Source organism: Rhodanobacter sp. MP1X3 (assembly GCF_014207165.1).
Lineage (GTDB): Bacteria > Pseudomonadota > Gammaproteobacteria > Xanthomonadales > Rhodanobacteraceae > Rhodanobacter.
Genome location: NZ_JACHCO010000003.1, coordinates 372,141 through 389,804 on the forward strand (window position 1 = coordinate 372,141; position 17,664 = coordinate 389,804).

18 protein-coding genes and 1 riboswitch are annotated in these 17,664 nt (G+C 61.0%); of the genes, 4 read left to right on the plus strand and 14 right to left on the minus strand.

What is annotated here, in order from left to right:
- Nucleotides 1-164: 164 nt before the first annotated feature.
- The 8 genes from HDE79_RS10780 to HDE79_RS10815 form a co-directional block, all read right to left on the minus strand.
- Nucleotides 165-1,193 (minus strand): LysR substrate-binding domain-containing protein, encoded by a 1,029-nt coding sequence (locus tag HDE79_RS10780; protein ID WP_184601962.1) that lies wholly within the window; start codon nucleotides 1,191-1,193, stop codon nucleotides 165-167.
- A gap of 452 nt (nucleotides 1,194-1,645) precedes the next feature.
- Complete coding sequence (locus tag HDE79_RS10785) at nucleotides 1,646-2,344, minus strand: M24 family metallopeptidase (RefSeq protein WP_184601963.1); 699 nt, start codon at nucleotides 2,342-2,344, stop codon at nucleotides 1,646-1,648.
- A gap of 41 nt (nucleotides 2,345-2,385) precedes the next feature.
- Complete coding sequence (locus tag HDE79_RS10790; RefSeq protein ID WP_184601964.1) at nucleotides 2,386-2,742, minus strand: DUF1304 domain-containing protein; 357 nt, start codon at nucleotides 2,740-2,742, stop codon at nucleotides 2,386-2,388.
- Between the two features lie 298 nt (nucleotides 2,743-3,040).
- Nucleotides 3,041-3,379 (minus strand): RcnB family protein, encoded by a 339-nt coding sequence (locus HDE79_RS10795; protein ID WP_184601965.1) that lies wholly within the window; start codon nucleotides 3,377-3,379, stop codon nucleotides 3,041-3,043.
- 229 nt (nucleotides 3,380-3,608) lie between these two features.
- Nucleotides 3,609-4,796: an acyl-CoA desaturase gene (locus HDE79_RS10800; protein WP_184601966.1), complete on the minus strand. Its 1,188-nt coding sequence runs from the start codon at nucleotides 4,794-4,796 to the stop codon at nucleotides 3,609-3,611.
- A gap of 104 nt (nucleotides 4,797-4,900) precedes the next feature.
- Nucleotides 4,901-5,629: a 2OG-Fe dioxygenase family protein gene (locus HDE79_RS10805; RefSeq protein ID WP_184601967.1), complete on the minus strand. Its 729-nt coding sequence runs from the start codon at nucleotides 5,627-5,629 to the stop codon at nucleotides 4,901-4,903.
- 73 nt (nucleotides 5,630-5,702) lie between these two features.
- Nucleotides 5,703-6,719: a cysteine synthase A gene (locus HDE79_RS10810; RefSeq protein WP_184601968.1), complete on the minus strand. Its 1,017-nt coding sequence runs from the start codon at nucleotides 6,717-6,719 to the stop codon at nucleotides 5,703-5,705.
- A 114-nt stretch (nucleotides 6,720-6,833) separates the two neighbouring features.
- Complete coding sequence (locus tag HDE79_RS10815) at nucleotides 6,834-7,469, minus strand: peroxiredoxin (protein ID WP_184601969.1); 636 nt, start codon at nucleotides 7,467-7,469, stop codon at nucleotides 6,834-6,836.
- 205 nt (nucleotides 7,470-7,674) lie between these two features.
- A riboswitch (SAM riboswitch) is annotated at nucleotides 7,675-7,793 on the plus strand.
- A gap of 85 nt (nucleotides 7,794-7,878) precedes the next feature.
- Here HDE79_RS10815 and HDE79_RS10820 point away from each other — a divergent pair.
- The 3 genes from HDE79_RS10820 to HDE79_RS10830 are packed head-to-tail and all read left to right on the plus strand — an operon-like array spanning nucleotide 7,879 to nucleotide 11,258.
- Complete coding sequence (locus HDE79_RS10820; RefSeq protein ID WP_184601970.1) at nucleotides 7,879-8,910, plus strand: homoserine O-succinyltransferase; 1,032 nt, start codon at nucleotides 7,879-7,881, stop codon at nucleotides 8,908-8,910.
- A gap of 51 nt (nucleotides 8,911-8,961) precedes the next feature.
- The gene (gene metB, locus HDE79_RS10825) at nucleotides 8,962-10,167 is read left to right on the plus strand and encodes a cystathionine gamma-synthase (protein WP_184601971.1); all 1,206 of its coding nucleotides are present in this window, start codon (nucleotides 8,962-8,964) and stop codon (nucleotides 10,165-10,167) included.
- Nucleotides 10,164-11,258, plus strand: coding sequence for a homoserine dehydrogenase (locus HDE79_RS10830; RefSeq protein ID WP_184601972.1), 1,095 nt, complete (start codon nucleotides 10,164-10,166; stop codon nucleotides 11,256-11,258). The genes metB and HDE79_RS10830 overlap by 4 nt, the downstream gene beginning before the upstream one ends.
- Before the next feature lie 8 nt (nucleotides 11,259-11,266).
- On the opposite strand, the gene HDE79_RS10835 is transcribed toward HDE79_RS10830, so the two are convergent.
- From HDE79_RS10835 to HDE79_RS10845, 3 genes are all read right to left on the minus strand, one after another.
- Nucleotides 11,267-11,956, minus strand: coding sequence for an SEL1-like repeat protein (locus HDE79_RS10835; protein WP_184601973.1), 690 nt, complete (start codon nucleotides 11,954-11,956; stop codon nucleotides 11,267-11,269).
- Between the two features lie 176 nt (nucleotides 11,957-12,132).
- Nucleotides 12,133-13,740: an APC family permease gene (locus HDE79_RS10840; RefSeq protein WP_184601974.1), complete on the minus strand. Its 1,608-nt coding sequence runs from the start codon at nucleotides 13,738-13,740 to the stop codon at nucleotides 12,133-12,135.
- 307 nt (nucleotides 13,741-14,047) lie between these two features.
- The gene (locus HDE79_RS10845; protein ID WP_184601975.1) at nucleotides 14,048-15,430 is read right to left on the minus strand and encodes an L-serine ammonia-lyase; all 1,383 of its coding nucleotides are present in this window, start codon (nucleotides 15,428-15,430) and stop codon (nucleotides 14,048-14,050) included.
- 67 nt (nucleotides 15,431-15,497) lie between these two features.
- On the opposite strand from HDE79_RS10845, the gene HDE79_RS10850 reads away from it, so the two are divergent.
- Nucleotides 15,498-15,734, plus strand: coding sequence for a glutaredoxin family protein (locus HDE79_RS10850; protein ID WP_184602124.1), 237 nt, complete (start codon nucleotides 15,498-15,500; stop codon nucleotides 15,732-15,734).
- A gap of 39 nt (nucleotides 15,735-15,773) precedes the next feature.
- Here the strand turns inward: HDE79_RS10850 and HDE79_RS10855 are convergent, their stop codons facing one another.
- Genes HDE79_RS10855 through HDE79_RS10865 form a run of 3 tightly spaced genes read right to left on the minus strand, consistent with a single transcriptional unit; the run spans nucleotide 15,774 to nucleotide 17,533 of the window.
- Entirely contained in the window at nucleotides 15,774-16,328 is a 555-nt protein-coding gene (locus tag HDE79_RS10855) for a YceI family protein (RefSeq protein ID WP_184601976.1), read from the minus strand.
- Between the two features lie 27 nt (nucleotides 16,329-16,355).
- Nucleotides 16,356-16,916 carry a cytochrome b gene (locus tag HDE79_RS10860; protein ID WP_184601977.1) on the minus strand — a complete coding sequence of 187 codons (561 nt, stop codon included), beginning with the start codon at nucleotides 16,914-16,916 and terminating at the stop codon, nucleotides 16,356-16,358.
- Nucleotides 16,913-17,533 carry a YceI family protein gene (locus HDE79_RS10865; RefSeq protein WP_184601978.1) on the minus strand — a complete coding sequence of 207 codons (621 nt, stop codon included), beginning with the start codon at nucleotides 17,531-17,533 and terminating at the stop codon, nucleotides 16,913-16,915. Before HDE79_RS10865 ends, HDE79_RS10860 begins: the two co-directional genes overlap by 4 nt.
- Nucleotides 17,534-17,664 lie beyond the last annotated feature (131 nt).

A 17,664-nucleotide genomic window follows, 5' to 3' on the forward strand; every position in this document is an offset into this window, starting at 1 on the left:
GTCCGATTTGTGATTCGCCCGGTTTCAAGGCGCACAAAACCCGCTTGAGCCCCGCTGGGGCTGGTTTTTGGCCTGCGATGGCGAGGCGTTCGGAGGTTGAAATCGCGGTGTCAGCGGGTCGTCATGACCTTGCCGGAGTGATGCTGGACCGATTGACGCCAGACTTACCGATGCGCCCCTCTCGCGGGGAACGGCACCACTTGACCGGTTTCCGATCCGGGATGCCGCCAGTACGGCGCTACCGGCCACTGGCTGGACAGATCGATACCGCTACCGAGTGCCTGGCCGACTTGGGCACGATCCAGGTGTGGTGCGAACTGCGCTACAAACTCGAGCGCCTGTTCGCGCAATGGGCTTTCACGCCGCAGCACGATCCACGTGGTGCAGGTCGGAAAAAGATGATCGGCTGGCAATGCGTGCAGATGTTCCGAGTCTGCCGGCAGCAGCGCCATCTCCGCCAGAATGCCCACGCCAAGCCCGGCGTTGACGTAGGTTTTGATCAGGTCGGCATCGCCGGCGGTCATGGCAATCTGTGGGTGCAGTCCGGCTTTCTCGAAAATCTGGCGTAGCGAGGAGTCCGGCTTCAGCGACGAGTCGTAGCTGATCAGCGGCACCTTCGCCAGTTCGTCCAGCGTCAACGGGCGCGACAGCTTGGCAAAGGCGTGTTCTCGCGGTACCAGTGCCACCCGATGCCAGCGATAGGCTGGCAGCGCCAGGCCATTGGTCTGCGGCGGGCCACCCGAGGTGCTGACGATGGCGATGTCGGCACCGTCGCTGTCTAGCACATCGATCAGCAGTGCGTCCGCCGTTGGCTGCAGATGCACGCTGAGGCTGGGGTAGCGCTGACTTAATGCGCCAATCGTGGCAGGCAGCGCATAGCGCGCCTGGGTATGCGTCGTGGCGATGCGCAGCATGGTACGCGTGACACTGTGCATGGTAGCCACCACCGAGCGGATGGAATCCACTTCGGCCAGGATCATGCGTGCGCTCTCGAGGACCCGGCCGCCAACGTGCGTTAGGCTTTCCAGATTGCGTCCACGCCGGTTGAACATCGAAAAGCCCAACTCCTCCTCAAGATGCCGCAGATGTTTGCTCAGCCCCGGCTGGGTGGCATGCACCCGCTCGGCGGCGAGGGAGATATTGAGTCCGCAATCAACGATCGCGACGAGGTGGCGGAGCTGAGTCAGGGTCATGGGTTTGTTCGCAATAGGACGTGGAAGTGAAGTGAGCGGACGGAAGTGGCTACTTCCATAAACATCGCCCGCTACCACCGCGTCGTGCGAAATCGAAGCCAGTACAGCCCGTGGCCGCAAAGCCAAAGGGGATGTTGCACTGCACGATTAATTTCATATGGACGTCTATACATCCATAACCAATGAGGAGTCAAGCTTCTCGGTTCGCACCTATTGGAGAATATGGCGCGGCGAGTGAATCAAAATCTATGCTTGCAGCAACGCGCATTCATGCTTCAGGCCGGGATGATTGTCAGAAATCTGCCGATGTCGCCGGTTGCCCATGAGACATGTAAAGAGCGCCACCAGGTATCAAGACGTCACCGCGTCACCCAGAATCGATGCCAGCGTGGGGATAGCGTCTCCATGGCTGTCGCTAGCATGCTGACCAACGGACAACCCATAAAAATGGCTCATTGAACATGACGAGTGCCCGTATTTGGGTGTTCCTCATGACATAGTAGATCTTCGTAAAACGCGCCAAATGGTTCACTCGGATGCGCAATCTGGATTTCCAGAATCCACAGTCCGCTGGATGGTGTCGAGCCCAACGCGCCAAGGTCGCCACCCTTGTGGATCGCGTGCGGAAAGTCGCAGACGCGATGGCCCTTGACGGCATGATTGAGTCGATAGCCCAGTGCGTGTGCGCGCTCGTCGGTAAAAGCGTACAACGCCTGACCACTCAGGCCCTGCGTGCGCCACGCATCGGCGACTTCGTGAAACAGCGTGCGCGCCGCTTCCGCACAGGCCTGCTGTTCCGGCGCGTGACCAGTGACAAACGTATCGCCTACATCGCCCTCGTGACCGTCGAACACCAGCCCGATGTCGATAAAGTAGCTGTCGTTCTCGCCGAGTCGTACCGTCGGATCAGATTTCTCTCGATACGTCTTGGTCGTGTTCGCACCGATGCGAATCAGTACCGGATGCCAAAGCCGTTCCATGCCCAGTTCGCGGAACACCTCGGCCGCTTCGACCTTGGCTTCGTCCTCGCTGATACCCGGACGCATGCGCTCGCGGATGCCGTACAACGCGGCCCAGCTTTTTTCGCGGGCATGTTGCATAAGAGTGGCGTCGTACCGTTTGCCGACGGCCTCGAGTGTTGTGGAATTCATCGCTTCAAAACCTAGTGAAAGTTGCTGACGTAAAGACACGGTCAGGCGAGGAATAAAAGTAACAGTGCGATCACCGCCGGGAGTGCCTGAATCCACAAAATTTTCCGGCTTGCCGTGAGCCCTCCGAAGATGCCGGCCACCAGCACGCAGACGAGAAAGAATACTTTCACGTTGAAGCCGGCAATGCCGAGGCTCAAGCCCCAGATCAGCCCGGCGGCCAGGAAGCCGTTGTATAGCCCCTGATTGGCGGCAAGCGTTTTCGACTGCTCGGCGAACTCTGCCGTGAGGCCGAACGCGCGGCGGCCGGCGGGCTTGGTCCACAGGAACATTTCCAGCACCAGGAAATAGATGTGAAGTAGCGCGATGATGGCGACGACGACGTTGCCGGCGATGGACATGTAGTTCCCCTTGGATGGCTGGACCCATGACGCTCCATGGTCGGAGCGTCGGACTGGCAGTGTCGCAGTCGGCCCGGTTGATCGCAAATGCAAAGCGCCATCGGAAAATACGAGGCTGGATGCAGACTGCGGACCAGGGAGGGGGCTTCATCGCCGTGCTGCCCGCTTGATGGGTAGCTTTGTGCCATCGAGTTCAAGCTACCGGCAGATTGAATGCCGCAACAAAAAAACGGATCCATGAGAGCCATGGATCCGTTTGCATGGGTACGGCGGGAGAAGCCGTACCATGATGGGTCAGTCAGTGCTGGTGGATGATGCTGGTGATCGCGCCGCTGCTTTCGTCGACCAGCAAGTAGTCACCATTGTCGCCACGCACCCAGTGGGATCCTTGAGCGGGTTCGTTCAAGTGTTCGGTCTGCCAGTGCTGAACGACATAACGATTGTCGCGATACTCGGTAGGTACTACGCCGCCTTCCTTGTACCAGGTGGTGTCGGCACCGTTGACGTGCTGCACGGTCGTGGTAACGGTTTTCGTCGTCTGAACAGTGCCGCCGCTTTGATCGTCGGACTGCGCTGCCATTGCTGCACTGGATGCCAGCAGAGCTGCGCACATAGCCATGACAAGTTTCGTTTTCATGAGTTGTCCTTTATGAATGCCAAGCTTGTGGCGGAGCCACAGGTCAAGGACAGCGGCAAATGTCAGCGCACGCACCTGCCCGGAGGTGAAACCGTACCGAAGGCATGGCTACTGCAATTACACCATCGCAGGCGGCAGGCTCTTTGCGTGTGAATTTCTTGGCAGTGCGCCTTTCACGCGCGTACGATAGTCACGCGTGCCCTTCGTAACTATGGAAGACGCCTGTAGCTCAGGTCTGCGGCAGCGGCTCGGGCTCCGGCAACGGTGCTGGAGTCGTGATCGTCACGATGACCGGTCGGCCCAGTTGCCGCAGCCAGCGGTAATGCGAGGCGATGCCAGCGGCAAAGCTGCGATGAGTGCGGTAGGTCATGCCGAACTCGCGGCAGGTAGCTTCCACCACGCGCGCGATGACGGGATAGTGCACGTGCGAGATGCGTGGAAACAGATGGTGCTCGATCTGGAAATTGAGACCGCCGATCAACCAGCTCAGCGCACGGTTATCGCGCGCGAAATCCACCGTGGTTTCCAACTGGTGGATTGCCCACGGTGTATCCATTTGCCGGCCCGTTTCGTTTGGCAGCGGAAAGTCGGCTTCTTCCACGACGTGCGCCATCTGGAACACCAGCGCCAGCAACACGCCAGCGATGGCCGAGGTGATCGTATAGAACAGCAGCACGGCACCGATCCAATGGAGCATCATCGGCAGCGCAAACGCGAGAGCGAAAAACACCCCTTTGCCAATCACAAAACCCGCCAGATCCCAGTCGCGCGGTCGCTCGAATGGCCGCTCGCCGATGGTGCCGGTAATCATGTCGCGGAAATCTCCGTACAGATGCCAGCGGATCGCTGTAACGCCATACAGCACCCAAAGATAAACGTGCTGCCAGCGGTGCCACGATCGCCACGGATGCTGCGGCGAGAGCCGTCCCAGAATACCGAGATCGATGTCGCTGTCGTGGCCGGCGACATTGACCCAGGTATGATGGAATCGCGCGTGCTTCCATTGCCAGATGTACGAACTCCCACCGACCATATCCAGCGTCAGCGCCGTCAGTCGATTGACCCATCGTCGATCCGAATAGGCCTGATGGCCGCCGTCATGCATCACATTGAAACCGATACCCGCGATCGCTACGCCAAGCACGATGCTGAGGGCGACTGCCTCCCAGCCATTTGTCACGAAAAACACCAGTCCCACATAGCTGAGTGCGAACGTGGCGAGAATGATCACCGTCTTCAGATACATCTGCAGGCTGTCGCGCTGACGAGTACCGCTGCGCTTGAATTCGGCATCCACCCTGCGGCGCAGCTCGCGATGAAAGCTGTTATCGCCGCTGAACTTCAGCCGCTCGCTGGTTGCATCGGGCGAGGATGGTTCGGCAGCGTTGTCCCTGCGATGTAATGAATCGAGGGGCATGGGGAAGCCTGACGAGGGAATACGGTCTGCATACTAACTCATTGGCAGTGATGGCCGTGTCGCGGCTGGTCGTAATCGACGCCAATCATCGGCTGGCGGTGATGCTACGCGGCAGCTTTGAAAGTCACCACCAACACGTCGCGGTGCGCTGACTTCTCCGGATCGAACGGAGTGACGGCGGTAACGCCGTGGCTGACTTTGGCATCGTCGACCAGTGCGGCATCCAGCGGGTGGGTCAGGGTAAAGCTGCCAAGCAGCTCACCGTTGCTGGCGTGAATGGTTGTGACGCCGCTTTCAATATTCGTGCGATCAATCAGCAGCACCAGCACATAGTCCACGCCATCCCGATGCACGCCCTCGGGCGTGGGCTCGCCGGCCTCGCCGATGCTCGCCTCGATGCGGAACTGATGCGCCTCGACATGCCACTGCGGAATGCGTGGCGCCAGCGAACCGAACAGTGTGTGGCTGAACTGGAGGATGCGGCGAAGGCTGGCGCCATCGGCGATTTTTGGTCGAATCGGCACGAACCAGCGCTCGATGCCGCCCTGCAGCTTGTTGTTCTGCAGAGTCTGCACGTGCGGCTGCTGCGGATTGCGTGTGATGGCGCCGTCGGCCGTGATCTTGAACGTCGCATGGCGGCGACGACGTTTGCGGCCCTTGGCCGCGAGATAGGCATCGGGCGCCAGATCATTCCAGCTTTCGGTGAATGCATCCCAGTCGTCCAGCGACTGTGGGTCATCAAGCAGGCCGTCCATCGTCTCGGCACCGAGAAAAGCAAAGCCCTCGCTATGTAACCGGGTATGCAGCGCTGATAGATCGGATTGAGAACTCATGGCGCTACGTTACCAGCAGCGCCGGGGAGGGAGATATCCGTCGGCTACGCTGCAAGCGATCTCGCGGATGGCTTCAGCCTGGGAACGCCTGATCCAGCCACGGCGGCACGGGAATATTTTTCTCGCGCAGAAAGCCAGGGTTGAACAGTTTGGCCTGATAACGCGTACCGGCATCGCAAAGGATGGTGACAACGGTATGGCCAGGACCGAGCGCGCGCGCAAGGCGAATCGCGCCAGCCACGTTGACGCCGCTGGAACCGCCCACACACCAGCCTTCCTCGTGCAGCAGCTGGTGTGATAGCGGAATCGATTCGTCGTCGGGTATGGACCACGCCAGATCGATGGGCGCGCCATCGAAGTTGGCGGTGACGCGACTGGAGCCAATGCCTTCGCTGATCGAATTGCCACTGGCCACCAGCTCGCCGGTGTTGACGTAATTGGCCAACGCCGAGCCCGTGGGGTCGGCCAGCGCGATGCGTACGCCCGGGTTGCGCGCCTTCAACGCACGGCCGACACCGGCCAGCGTGCCGCCGGTGCCGGAGGCGCAGACGAAGCCGTCGATATGGCCTTCCGTTTGCTCCCATATTTCCACGCCAGTGGTGGCCTCGTGGAAGTCGCGGTTGGCGGTGTTGTCGAACTGGTTGGCAAACCACGCGCTGCCCGCATCGCTTTCGTTCAATGCTTCAGCATGGGCTCGGGCCTGGTGTGCGTAGTGGTTGGGGTCCTTGTAGGGTACGGCGGGTACCAGTCGAACTTCGGCGCCGGTGATCCGCAGCGCATCAATCTTTTCGCGACTTTGCGTTTCCGGCATGAAGATGACGGTGCGATAGCCCAAGCTGGCGCCGAGCAATCCCAATCCGATGCCGGTGTTGCCGGCAGTGCCTTCCACGATGAAGCCGCCGGCGCGGATCAGCCCGCGCCGCTCGGCGTCTAGCAGCAGGCCAAGCGCAGTACGGTCCTTGATCGAGCCGCCGGGATTCATCAGCTCGGCCTTGGCCAGCACTTCACAGCCGGTCAGCGCGGAGGCGTGGCGCAGGCGCAACAGCGGGGTATGGCCGATGGTGGCGGCAAGGTCGGGTCGGCTACTCATGGCATCTTGTCGTGAATGGATGGGTAAGGCAGGAATGGTGCATTAAAAAGGGGCGGCCGCGGGTCTTTACGATTCCCGAGCATCCGCCCCTGGAGGTCTCGCAAAGGGTTTGCGTCAGTTCTTCGGTGCCGGCACCAGTCGCAGATACGACTTCAGCGTTTTCCAGCCACCGGGGTGCAGCGTCTTGGCGTCTTCGTCGGAAACCGACGGCGCGATGATTGCGTCATCCCCCGGTTTCCAGTCGACTGGCGTGGTGAGCTTGCGACCCTCGGTGAGCTGCAGGGAATCGAGCACGCGCAGAATCTCGTCGATATTGCGGCCGGCGCTCGGCGGGTAGGTAAGAGTGAGTCGCACCTTTTTGTTCGGGTCGATGATGAACACCGAACGCACGGTGACCTTGGGATCGGCTTTGGGGTGAAACATGCCGTAAAGCTTGGCGACTTCCAAATCCGGGTCGGCCAGCAGCGGGTAGTTGATGGCTGTGCCACCAACGTCTTCCACATCCCTGGACCAGCGCTTGTGGTCTTCGACCGAATCGACCGACAGGCCGAGCAGCCTGGTGTTGCGCGTTTCGAACTCATTCTTGCGACGGGCAAATGCGCCCAGCTCGGTGGTGCACACCGGCGTGAAGTCCTTGGGGTGCGAAAAAAACACCACCCAGTGGTCGCCGGCGTATTCATGAAAATGGATCTTTCCCTCGGTCGAGTCGAGGGTGAAGTCGGGGGCGATTTCGCCCAATTGCAGACTCATGCGTTTCTCCGGTTGACTGAGCAGGGATGGCCGAGGAGGTCTTTGCGCAGGAAAGAGCTTACTCGCGAGATGTTTGAATTTGGTGATGGCGCATGGATGGGCGTTGCGACCATGTGGTTAAAAGTTTTTCAGTATTTGAAAAGTCTATACGTTTAGATGTTTAGACGTCTATTGACAAACAAAAGATCAACCTTTACTGTCAACTGACTCATCGAGACCGGCTGAGGGACAGGCCCATTGAAGCCGGGGCAACCTGCGGAGCGTTTCCGCAACGGTGCTAATTCCTGCGGAAGCGTCATCTGGCGCCAATCCGGAAGATGGGCGTCATGTCTCGCAGCTTTTCGCTGTCGATCCCATGCATGACGACCTCTCCGGCCCTTCGCAGGACGATGCCGACCGGAGAGACCAGATGACCTGTTTGCCCGAAACCCTAGCTGCTACAACGACCAACGCGGCAATTGCTGCGATTTTGGCGCCGTTGCGTCATCGCCCCAGCTTGACGGTCCGGCGCAGCATGCGGCGGCTTACGCTGAATCCGAAATATGGCAGTGGTCCGGTCGAGGTCGACGTGCGTTATTCGTGGAGCGGTGCGCCGGATGCGCCGACGCTGATCGTGCAGGGGGGCATTTCGGCTGATCGCGACGTGGTGAGACTGGATCGCGATGCGGCACCGGGCTGGTGGCAGGCCCTGGTGGGTGCCGGTGCGGCGATCGATCTGAACCAGTGGCGCGTGCTGGCCATCGACTGGCTGACCCCCGTCGAGCTGGGCACCAACACCGTATCCAGTGAGGATCAAGCCGACGCCCTGGCTGCACTGCTGCAGGCGCTGGCTATTCCGCAGGCACATGCTTTCATCGGTTCGTCTTACGGCGCGATGGTGGGGCTGGCCTTTGCCGCACGTCATCCGCACTCGGTCGATCGGCTGGTGCTGTTGGCTGGCGCGCATCGACCGCACCCGCTGGCGACCGCACAGCGCAGCGTGCAGCGTGGCATCGTGCGGCTGGGCCAGGCCAGCGGTCAGGTCGACGAGGCCTTGTCGCTGGCCCGTCAGCTGGCGATGACCACCTATCGCGGCAGCACCGAATTCGGCAAGCGCTTTGCCGGTGGCCCGGAGTTTCGCGATGGCCGCTTTCATTTCCCGGTCGAGGATTATCTGGAGCATGCCGGTCGTCGCTTCGTCGAGCGCTTCGATGCCGATCGCTTCCTGGCCCTGTCGGAGTCGATCGACCTGCATGATGTGGCACCCGAATTGGTGCCTGTGCGGTCCACCCTGATTGGGTTTCCGTCCGACAGGCTGGTGCCGTTGTCCGATCTGTGTGAGCTGCAAAGCCGCCTGCATGGTGCGGCCACGCTGGAAGTGGTTGATTCGCCGTACGGCCACGATGCCTTCCTCAAAGAGCCCGAACAGCTGGCGCCGCTGCTGCGTAGCGCGCTGGCGTAAATTTTTCTTATCCCCTTTGTATTGATCCGAACGATTGGTCTGGAGAGTCCCATGAGCAAGTCCACCCCCTGTACCCGCGCCGTGCGTGCCGGCATCGAAACCGATACCCAGCATGGCGCGGTGGTACCGGCGCTGCATCTGTCGAGCAACTACAGTTTCGAGGGCCTCGGTCGCAAGCGCGTGTACGACTATTCGCGCAGCGGCAACCCGACCCGTGATTTGCTCGGCAATGCGCTGGCGGAGCTGGAGCAGGGCGCCGGTGCGGTAGTCACGTCCAGCGGCATGTCGGCGGTGGCGCTGGTGCTGGAACTGGTCCCGGCTGGCAGCCACGTGCTTGCCGCGCACGACTGTTACGGCGGTACCTGGCGGCTGCTCGATGCGTGGGCCAAGAAGGGTCGTTTCACGCTGGAATTCGTCGATCTCACCGACAGCACCGCGCTGGCTGCCGGCCTCGCCAAAAAGCCGGCGCTCGTATGGGTGGAGACGCCGTCCAATCCCTTGCTGCGCATCACCGATATCCGCCATGTAGCGCAAGCCACGCACGCGGCCGGTGCGCTACTTGTAGTCGATAACACCTTTCTGTCGCCGGCGTTGCAGCAGCCACTACTGCTGGGCGCGGACGTGGTGGTTCACTCCACCACCAAGTACATCAACGGTCACAGCGATGTGGTCGGTGGCGCGGCGGTGGCGAAGGACGCAGCGGTTTACGATCAACTGAAATGGTGGGCCAACTGCAATGGCCTTACCGGTGCGCCGTTTGACAGCTACCTCACCCTCCGTGGACTGCGCACCTTGTCCGTGCGACTACGCCAGCATCAGGAAAACGCCGAACGTATCGCTACGCATCTGGATGGCCATTCGGCGGTCCGCAAAGTCTACTATCCCGGCCTGAAAAACCATGTCGGCCACGCGTTGGCCGCTCGCCAGCAGCAGGGTTTCGGTGCGATGTTGAGCTTTGAGCTGGAAGGCGACGTGAGCCAGATCGAAGCCTTCGTTGATGGCCTGGAATATTTTTCGCTGGCCGAATCCCTCGGCGGTGTGGAAAGCCTGATCGCCCATCCTGCTTCGATGACCCATTCGTCAATGGCACCCGAAGCGCGTCATGCCGCCGGTATTGCCGACAGCCTGCTGCGCCTGTCGATAGGTATCGAGGACGGCGACGATCTGCTGCGCGATATCGACGCGGCGCTGGAGCGCGCGCAAACGCTGGCTGCAAAGTCTGCACGTCCCGCCGCTGCCGGTCGGATTCACGCATGAGTTCGGTGGTGGTTGCGCCTGCCGCTGCATCGAAATCAGCGGTAACCGCTGTAACCGCCACCACGACCGGCATCGTTTTGCTCGGCACCGGTGTGGTCGGTGGTGCGTTGCTGAAGCTGCTGAACACACCGGCGGCGGCAAGCATTCGTCTCGTGGGTGCCGCCAACTCGCGTCGGCAGCATACGGATGCGGCAAGCCTCGCCAGCCGTACGCTGCGAGAGCAGTTGAACAACGATGGTGATATCCGCAATGACGCGGTGTTGCTGGCCGCACTGGATGCCAGCGGCGTATTGCACAAGGTCATTGTGGATGCCACCGCGAACACCGTATTGGCATCGCGCCACGCAGAGTGGCTGGCACGCGGCTATCACGTGGTTACCGCCAACAAGGCGTTGGCCGGCGGCGACTTGTCGGGCTGGCGCGCACTGCAAGCGGCGACTGCGCAAGGTGCGCGTTACGGCGATTCCGCGACCGTCGGTGCGGGCTTGCCGGTGCTCTCAACATTGCGTCGCTTGCGTCAATGCGGCGACAGTCTGTTGACGCTGGAAGGCGTGTTCTCCGGTTCGCTGTCGTGGCTGTTCAATCAGTACGACGGCAACCAGCCGTTTTCCACCCTGCTGCTGGAAGCGCGCCGGTTGGGCTATACCGAGCCCGATCCACGCTCCGATCTCTCCGGCGACGACGTGGTCCGCAAGCTGCTGATCATCGCCCGCAATGCAGGCTTCGCTCTGGGCGTCGATGAGGTACAGGTGGAAAGCCTGGTGCCGGAACCGCTGCGTGCGATCACTGCCGAGCAGTTTCTGGCTCGGCTGACGGAGCTGGACGAACCGCTTGCCGCGCGTCACGTCGAAGCCAAATCACGCGGCAACGTGTTGCGCTTCCTCGCCCGTCTCAACCAGCGCGGCAAGGCGCGCGTCGGCATTGCCGAAGTCCCCGTTACCCATCCTGCCGCACGCCTCTATGGCACCGACAACCAGTTCGCCCTCACCACTACCCGCTACAACACCCAGCCGCTGGTTATTCAGGGGCCGGGTGCAGGCCCTGAAGTGACAGCACAAGCCCTGCTGGGTGATGTTCTCGCACTTTCGTAGGTTGGCGGTTATCTCACTTGCAGCGGGCCGACTGTGACGGTGCCGATCAGACCCTGGAAGGCCTTGTCGGCTTCCGCGTGTAACTGAGTGACCACGGTGTTGGCATCTTCGGGAAAGGGTGAATATCCCCTGATGTAAGCGATTCCGCCGCTATTGGCTGCGTCTTCCAGCGGGGCAATTTCGTGATTGAACCGGCGCATGGCGCGAACGCCGGCCACTTTATCGCCGTACTTCAGTTTCATTTTTTTCAACAGCGGTTCGGAGGCCTGAATCTCTCCATCGCTGCTTTTGGCGCGAGCTATTGCGTAGGCTTGCTGATGGGGCGCGTCATTTCTTTCGGCCGCCAGGGCAAACCATGCCAGCGCCAGCGGATGGTTTGCCGGAACGTCTTTCATGTCGCCATTGAAATAGATCAGGCCCAGCGCGTACTGCGCATCCTTGCTGGCCCAATAGGCCGCCTCATCCAGTTCCGAAAGCCCCAGCCGGTTGTGACCATTCTGGAAATAATAACGGGCGCGGCAGGCGTAATAGTCGCCGGGAAGAATTTGTTCCAATCCATCCATGCAGCTGTTGTAGTAGATCTTTTCATCAGCCGGCGCTGCTGGCGTTGCAGCAGATGTATCGGTTGAGGCCGCCGACATCGACAGGCTAGCGCCGACAATGGCCAGAGCCAGAGCCACTCCCCCCATTCGTTTCATGTCGAGTCCTCTGAAGTCGCGGTGCTGGAACACATACGAACTTGATGAGATTTGGTGCCGGTCGAAGCTGGCCGGTTTCACACCGTCGTTTGGATACCAACGTATGGCCAGGTTTTTTGTTTACACATGCATGGAGTCCTCGCCAGCTCATCGCGAGTCGGACACGCGGCTAACATTCAATGGTGGCGAGCTTCCTCAAGCGCTGCCTCGACCGATGGCGTGCGCCAGCCCGACTTCACGCCCCACAGGTAGAACACCAGGCCGATCACGGCGACCACGACCAGGTCGATGCCATACGAGAGATAACCCTTGCCGCCGAAGATAGTGCTGCCGGCCCATGAGACAAGGGCGAGGGTGGGCAGGTAGGCAATCAGCCACCAAGCGCCTTTGATCTGTCGCGCGAAATCGTGCCAGCCGGTCTTGGCCTGATAGTAGAAATACACCGGCAGTGCCACGACCATCAGCAGGATGATTTCGCCAGTGAGTGGCCACTTGGCCCAGTACAGCAACTCGGTGGCCATGATGAAAGCGACACCGGCGAGCACGGGTAGGCCTGTGAGTCGGAAAGGTCGATGCATGTCCGGTGCGGTGTGGCGCAGGGTCATCACGCTGACCGGGCCGGTGAGGTAGGAGATGACGGTCGCCACCGAGATCACTGCCGCCAGCGTGCCCCAGCCGCGGAAGAAAAACAGGAACAGGAACGACACCGCCAGGTTCAGCCACATCGCCGGACGCGGCACGCCCCAGCGTGGATCGATGCGGCCGAGAATTTTCGGTAGCGTGCCGTTGCGCTCCATGCCGTAGATCATTCGTGCGGTGGTGGCGGTGTAGGTCATGCCGGTGCCGCTGGGGCTGACGAACGCGTCGGCGTACAGCAGCATGGCCAGCCAGTGCAGGTTGACGATGATCGCCAGCTCAGCGAACGGCGAACGGAAATCGATGCCATGCCAGCCGGCCTTGGCCAGCATCTCCTGTGGCACAGCACCGATATACGCGACCTGCAGAATCACATAGACGATGGTGGCCAGCCCGATCGAGCCCAGTACCGCGAACGGAATGCTCTTGCCCGGATTGCGCGCTTCGCCGGCCAGGTTTACCGGGCTCTGGAAGCCGTTGAAGCTGAAAACGATGCCGGCCGTGGCGACGGCGGTGAGGATGGCGGGGAAATCCAGCGCATGCGCGCCGCCATGAATACCCACCGAAAAATTCTCGCGATGAAAACCGCTGGCGATCAGCGCCAGGCCAGTCGCCGCAGGCACCACCAGCTTGAACACGGTGATCGCGGTGTTGGAGTGCGCGAACAGCTTCACGCTCCAGAAGTTCAGCAGGAAATACATCACCACCAGCACGGCGGCGATGCACAGTCCGATCGGTGCCAGCTCGCCATGTCCGTCGGGCATGTGGATGTACAGCGCCTGCGCCCATGCAAACGGCCACGAGGCCATGTACTGCACCGATGCTTCCGCTTCTACCGGGATCACCGAGACAATCGCGATCCAGTTCGCCCAGGCGCCGATGAAGCCGACCAGCGAGCCATGCGAGTAGTGGCTGTAACGCACCATGCCGCCGGACTCGGGGAACATCGCGCCCAGCTCCGCGTAGGTCAGCGCGATAGTCATGATGATCGCCGCGCCCAGCACCCATGCCCACACCGCGCCGGGTCCGGCCAATCCGGCTGCGCGCCAAGCGCCAAACAGCCAGCCGGAGCCGATGATCGAACCCAGGCCGGTAAGCATCAGGGCGAACGGGCCGACATCGCGGCGGATGGGGCTGGATGAGGACATGGAATCTCCGGGGAACATGGGTAATGGGTGTGACCGCCATTCCCGATGGCGTCAACGTTTGATAATGACAGAGGGGCTGTGAGCTGTCAGCCCGAGGGGTTTGGGGCTTTGTTCGGCATCGGGCTTAAGTGCTTTCATCTTCCTGCAGAGGGCGAGTCAATTCTCTTCGGCCACAGCCAGGCAAGAGATAGCCACTCGCCGTCGGCAGAAGGACGAAAGCTCTTGGCATATAGAAATCGACGAAGAGTGTCGCGATTGAAGAGGCCCTACAACGTCCAGTGCAATGATTCGAAGCCAAGCCGAACTCTCAGCATTCGATTACATTCACCGCCAACCCGCCCCGCGACGTTTCCTTGTACTTGTCCTTCATGTCGCGTCCGGTATCCCGCATCGTCTTGATCACCTTGTCGAGCGAGACGTGGTGCTTGCCGTCGCTGCGCATGGCCATGCGGCTGGCGTTGATGGCCTTGACCGAACCCATTGCGTTGCGTTCGATGCAGGGAATCTGCACCAGGCCACCGATCGGATCGCAGGTGAGGCCGAGGTTGTGTTCCATGCCGATCTCGGCGGCACTCTCAACTTGCAGCATATTGCCGCCAAGTGCCGCGGTGAGTCCGCCGGCGGCCATCGAACAGGCCACGCCGACCTCGCCCTGGCAACCGACTTCGGCGCCGGAGATCGAGGCGTTTTCCTTGTAGAGAATGCCGATGGCGGCGGCGGTGAGCAGAAAGTCGATCACGCCGTCGTCGTTCGCCTTGGGGCAGAAGCGCTGGTAATAATGCAGCACCGCGGGCACGATGCCCGCCGCCCCATTGGTCGGCGCGGTGACGACGCGGCCGCCGGCGGCGTTTTCCTCGTTCACCGCCAGCGCGTAGAGATTCACCCAGTCGAGGATGGTCAGCGGATCGCGCAGCGCGGCTTCGGGCTGGTCGCGCAGTTCGGCAGCCATCGCAGGGGCGCGGCGGGATACTTTCAAACCGCCGGGCAGCACGCCGGGCGAACGCAGTCCGCGTGCGACGCAGTCCTGCATCGCTTTCCAGATGGTCATCAGGCCGGCGCGGATTTCTTCTTCGCTGCGCCAGACTTTTTCGTTGGCCATGGTCAGCTGCGCGATGGTGAGGTTGTGCTTTTTGCACAGCGCCAGCATCTGATCGCCGGTGGAAAACGGGTAGGGCTGTTCGGTAGTGTCAGCGACGATGCGATCTTCCGCGGCCTCGTCGTTATTGACCACGAAGCCACCACCGACCGAATAGTAATCGCGGCTGGCCAGTTCGTTGTCGCCGGCGTCGTACGCGGAAAAGCGCATGCCGTTGGTATGGAACGGCAGTTTCTGGCGTTTGTTGAACACCAGATCGCGCTTTTCCTCGAACGCGATCATTTTCTTGCCGAGCAGCAGCAATTGATGCGTGCTGCGAATGCGCTCGAGCGTCGCGGGGATGCGGTCGGGATCAACGCGATCGGGATGTTCGCCTTCCAGTCCCAGCAGCACGGCCTTGTCGGTGCCATGGCCGCGGCCGGTCATGGCCAGCGAGCCGAACAGCTCGCAGCGCACGCGGGTGACACGATCCAGCATGCCGTTGCCGTCCAGCCAGCGTTCGGCAAAGCGGGCGGCGGCGCGCATCGGCCCGACCGTATGCGAGGAGGATGGCCCGATGCCGATCTTGAACAGGTCGAATACGCTGACGGCCATGGCTACGCTACTGATCGGTGGAGATGACCGGCTATTCTACGCGTCGCCGTCAGCCATTCGCAGCCGCATGTCCAAGCTGATCCTCTACCAGCGCGATTACTGTCATCTGTGCGATCAGGCGCTGGCCGTGCTGGCCGAGGCGTCTGCGCCGGATTTCGACAGCGTTTGGGTCGACGACAGCGCGCTGCTGGCACAGCGCTACGGTACTAGGGTGCCGGTGTTGCGCGATGACCGCGATGGGCGCGAATTGGACTGGCCGTTTGACGCGACGCGCGTGCGCGCGTTTATCGGCGCCTTGCGCTAGCGGCTCTATCATTCGCCGCCAGCGCCGGTTCATCGCGGGTTATTTCGCGGCGAGCTGCAGATGTGCGATGACTTTGACGTCCGCCGCAATCACCGAGGTATCGGCGTAATCGCCGCCGCCCACACCGAAGTCCAGGCGTTTCACCGTGCCGGCCACGTCCAGCACAGCGCCGGTGCCCTGCGGCTTGAAGGTTACGTTCAGTGTCACCGGCTTGGTCACACCGTGCAGGGTGAGGTTACCGTCGGCTATTACCTGCGCGCCGACCTGACGGAAGCCGGTGGTGACGAAATGCGCCTGCGGGAACTTGGCAATATTGAAAAAATCGGCGCCGGGTAGGGCGGTGTCGCGATCCTTGTCACCGGTTTTCGCGCTGGCCAGATCGACATTCACATCAAATTTTGACGTGACCAGATGCGCCGCATCGTAGTTGATCACAGCGGTCCATTTGCCGAACGTGCCGTTGAATCCGGCACCCTGGAACGTGCCGGCAAAGCCCAGTGTGCTGGCTGTCGGTTGCACGGTGTAATCGGCGGCGCCCGCGGCAACTGGCAATGCAAGAGTCAGTGTGAGCAGGGCGGATAAAAGAGCTTTCATCGAGGTTCTCCTGTCGAGCGGAAGTATTTAGAGATCGCTGCGTGGACGGCCAAATGGCAGCATCCGGCGCAGCACATTGTCTTTATCAAATACGTGGTGCTTCAGCGCGGCGCCGACATGCACCACCAGCACGGCTACCAGAAACCAGAACAGGTATTCGTGCACGGCTAACACTGTGTCGGCGATGTTTTCATTCTTGGCCGCCAGCGACGGCAGGTTGAACAGCTTGAACCACTGCAGAGGCTTGCCACTGACGGAGTTGAACCACCAGCCGCTGAGAGGGATGGCGACGATCAGCACATACAGCACGCCGTGAACGGCATGTGCTGCGAGCTGCTGCCAGTGCGGTCCGGGTTCATCCGGCGGGCGACGATCGATCAATCGCCACAGCACACGCAGCAGGAATAATGCGAGTACGGTAAGGCCGATCGACTTGTGCAGTGCCAGCCAGTTGATCTTTTGCATGGGTCCGTGTGCCAGATCCATCAGCAGGCCGAAGATGCCGTTGCCGATAATGGCCAGCGCCGTGATCCAGTGGAAGAACCGCGCCACTGAACCCCAACGACGATTATCGCTACGCAGACTCATGGCTTGTCCTTCTCTGAATTCTTGTCATCATCGCCGCGGATGGCTTCCAGCTCCATCCAGATGGCGACATCGTGGCCAATCGAGTTGGCGAAGGCGGTGATGCCGTACGTTTCTCGCTGCAGCGAGGCGCTGGCAGAAAAGCCCGCGACTGTATGCAGGCCGTAGATGGTTCGGGCCACGCGGTTGAGAGTGAACATCAGGTCGACCGGTTTGGTGACGCCGTGCAGGGTCAACTGGCCGTGCAGCACGCCATGCTGATCGTCCTTGCGCTCGGCGCTGGTGCTGACGAAATGGGCGTAGCGATCGTGCGCGCAGTCGAGCAGTGCCGGTTTGCATACGGCGGCGTTCCACTCGGCGTCGCCCATATCGACACTGGCCAGATCGATGTCCAGTTCGGTGGAAGCCGTGCTCCAGTCGTCTGGATCGAACTGCAGCCAGCCACGAGCAATATGCAGACGTCCAAACGGCCGTGAGTAGCCGTTGTGATCGATGCTGAAAACGATCTGGCTGTGTACGGAGTCATATTGGTAGCGATGACTTGCTGCATGCAGCACAAATGGCGCCCACAGCAGGGCCGCAGATAGCGACAGCCGGCGGATTGTTCGGTTTCGGAGCATGAAAGAGAGTCTGGCTGATCTTTCCTGGCCATGCCAGCATGCGACTGCTGGACGCACTGTTTCGCTGGCACACGCAAATGCCGCGCTCGCTGCCGTGGGCCGGTTTTGGCATGATGAGCCAGGGTTGGGGG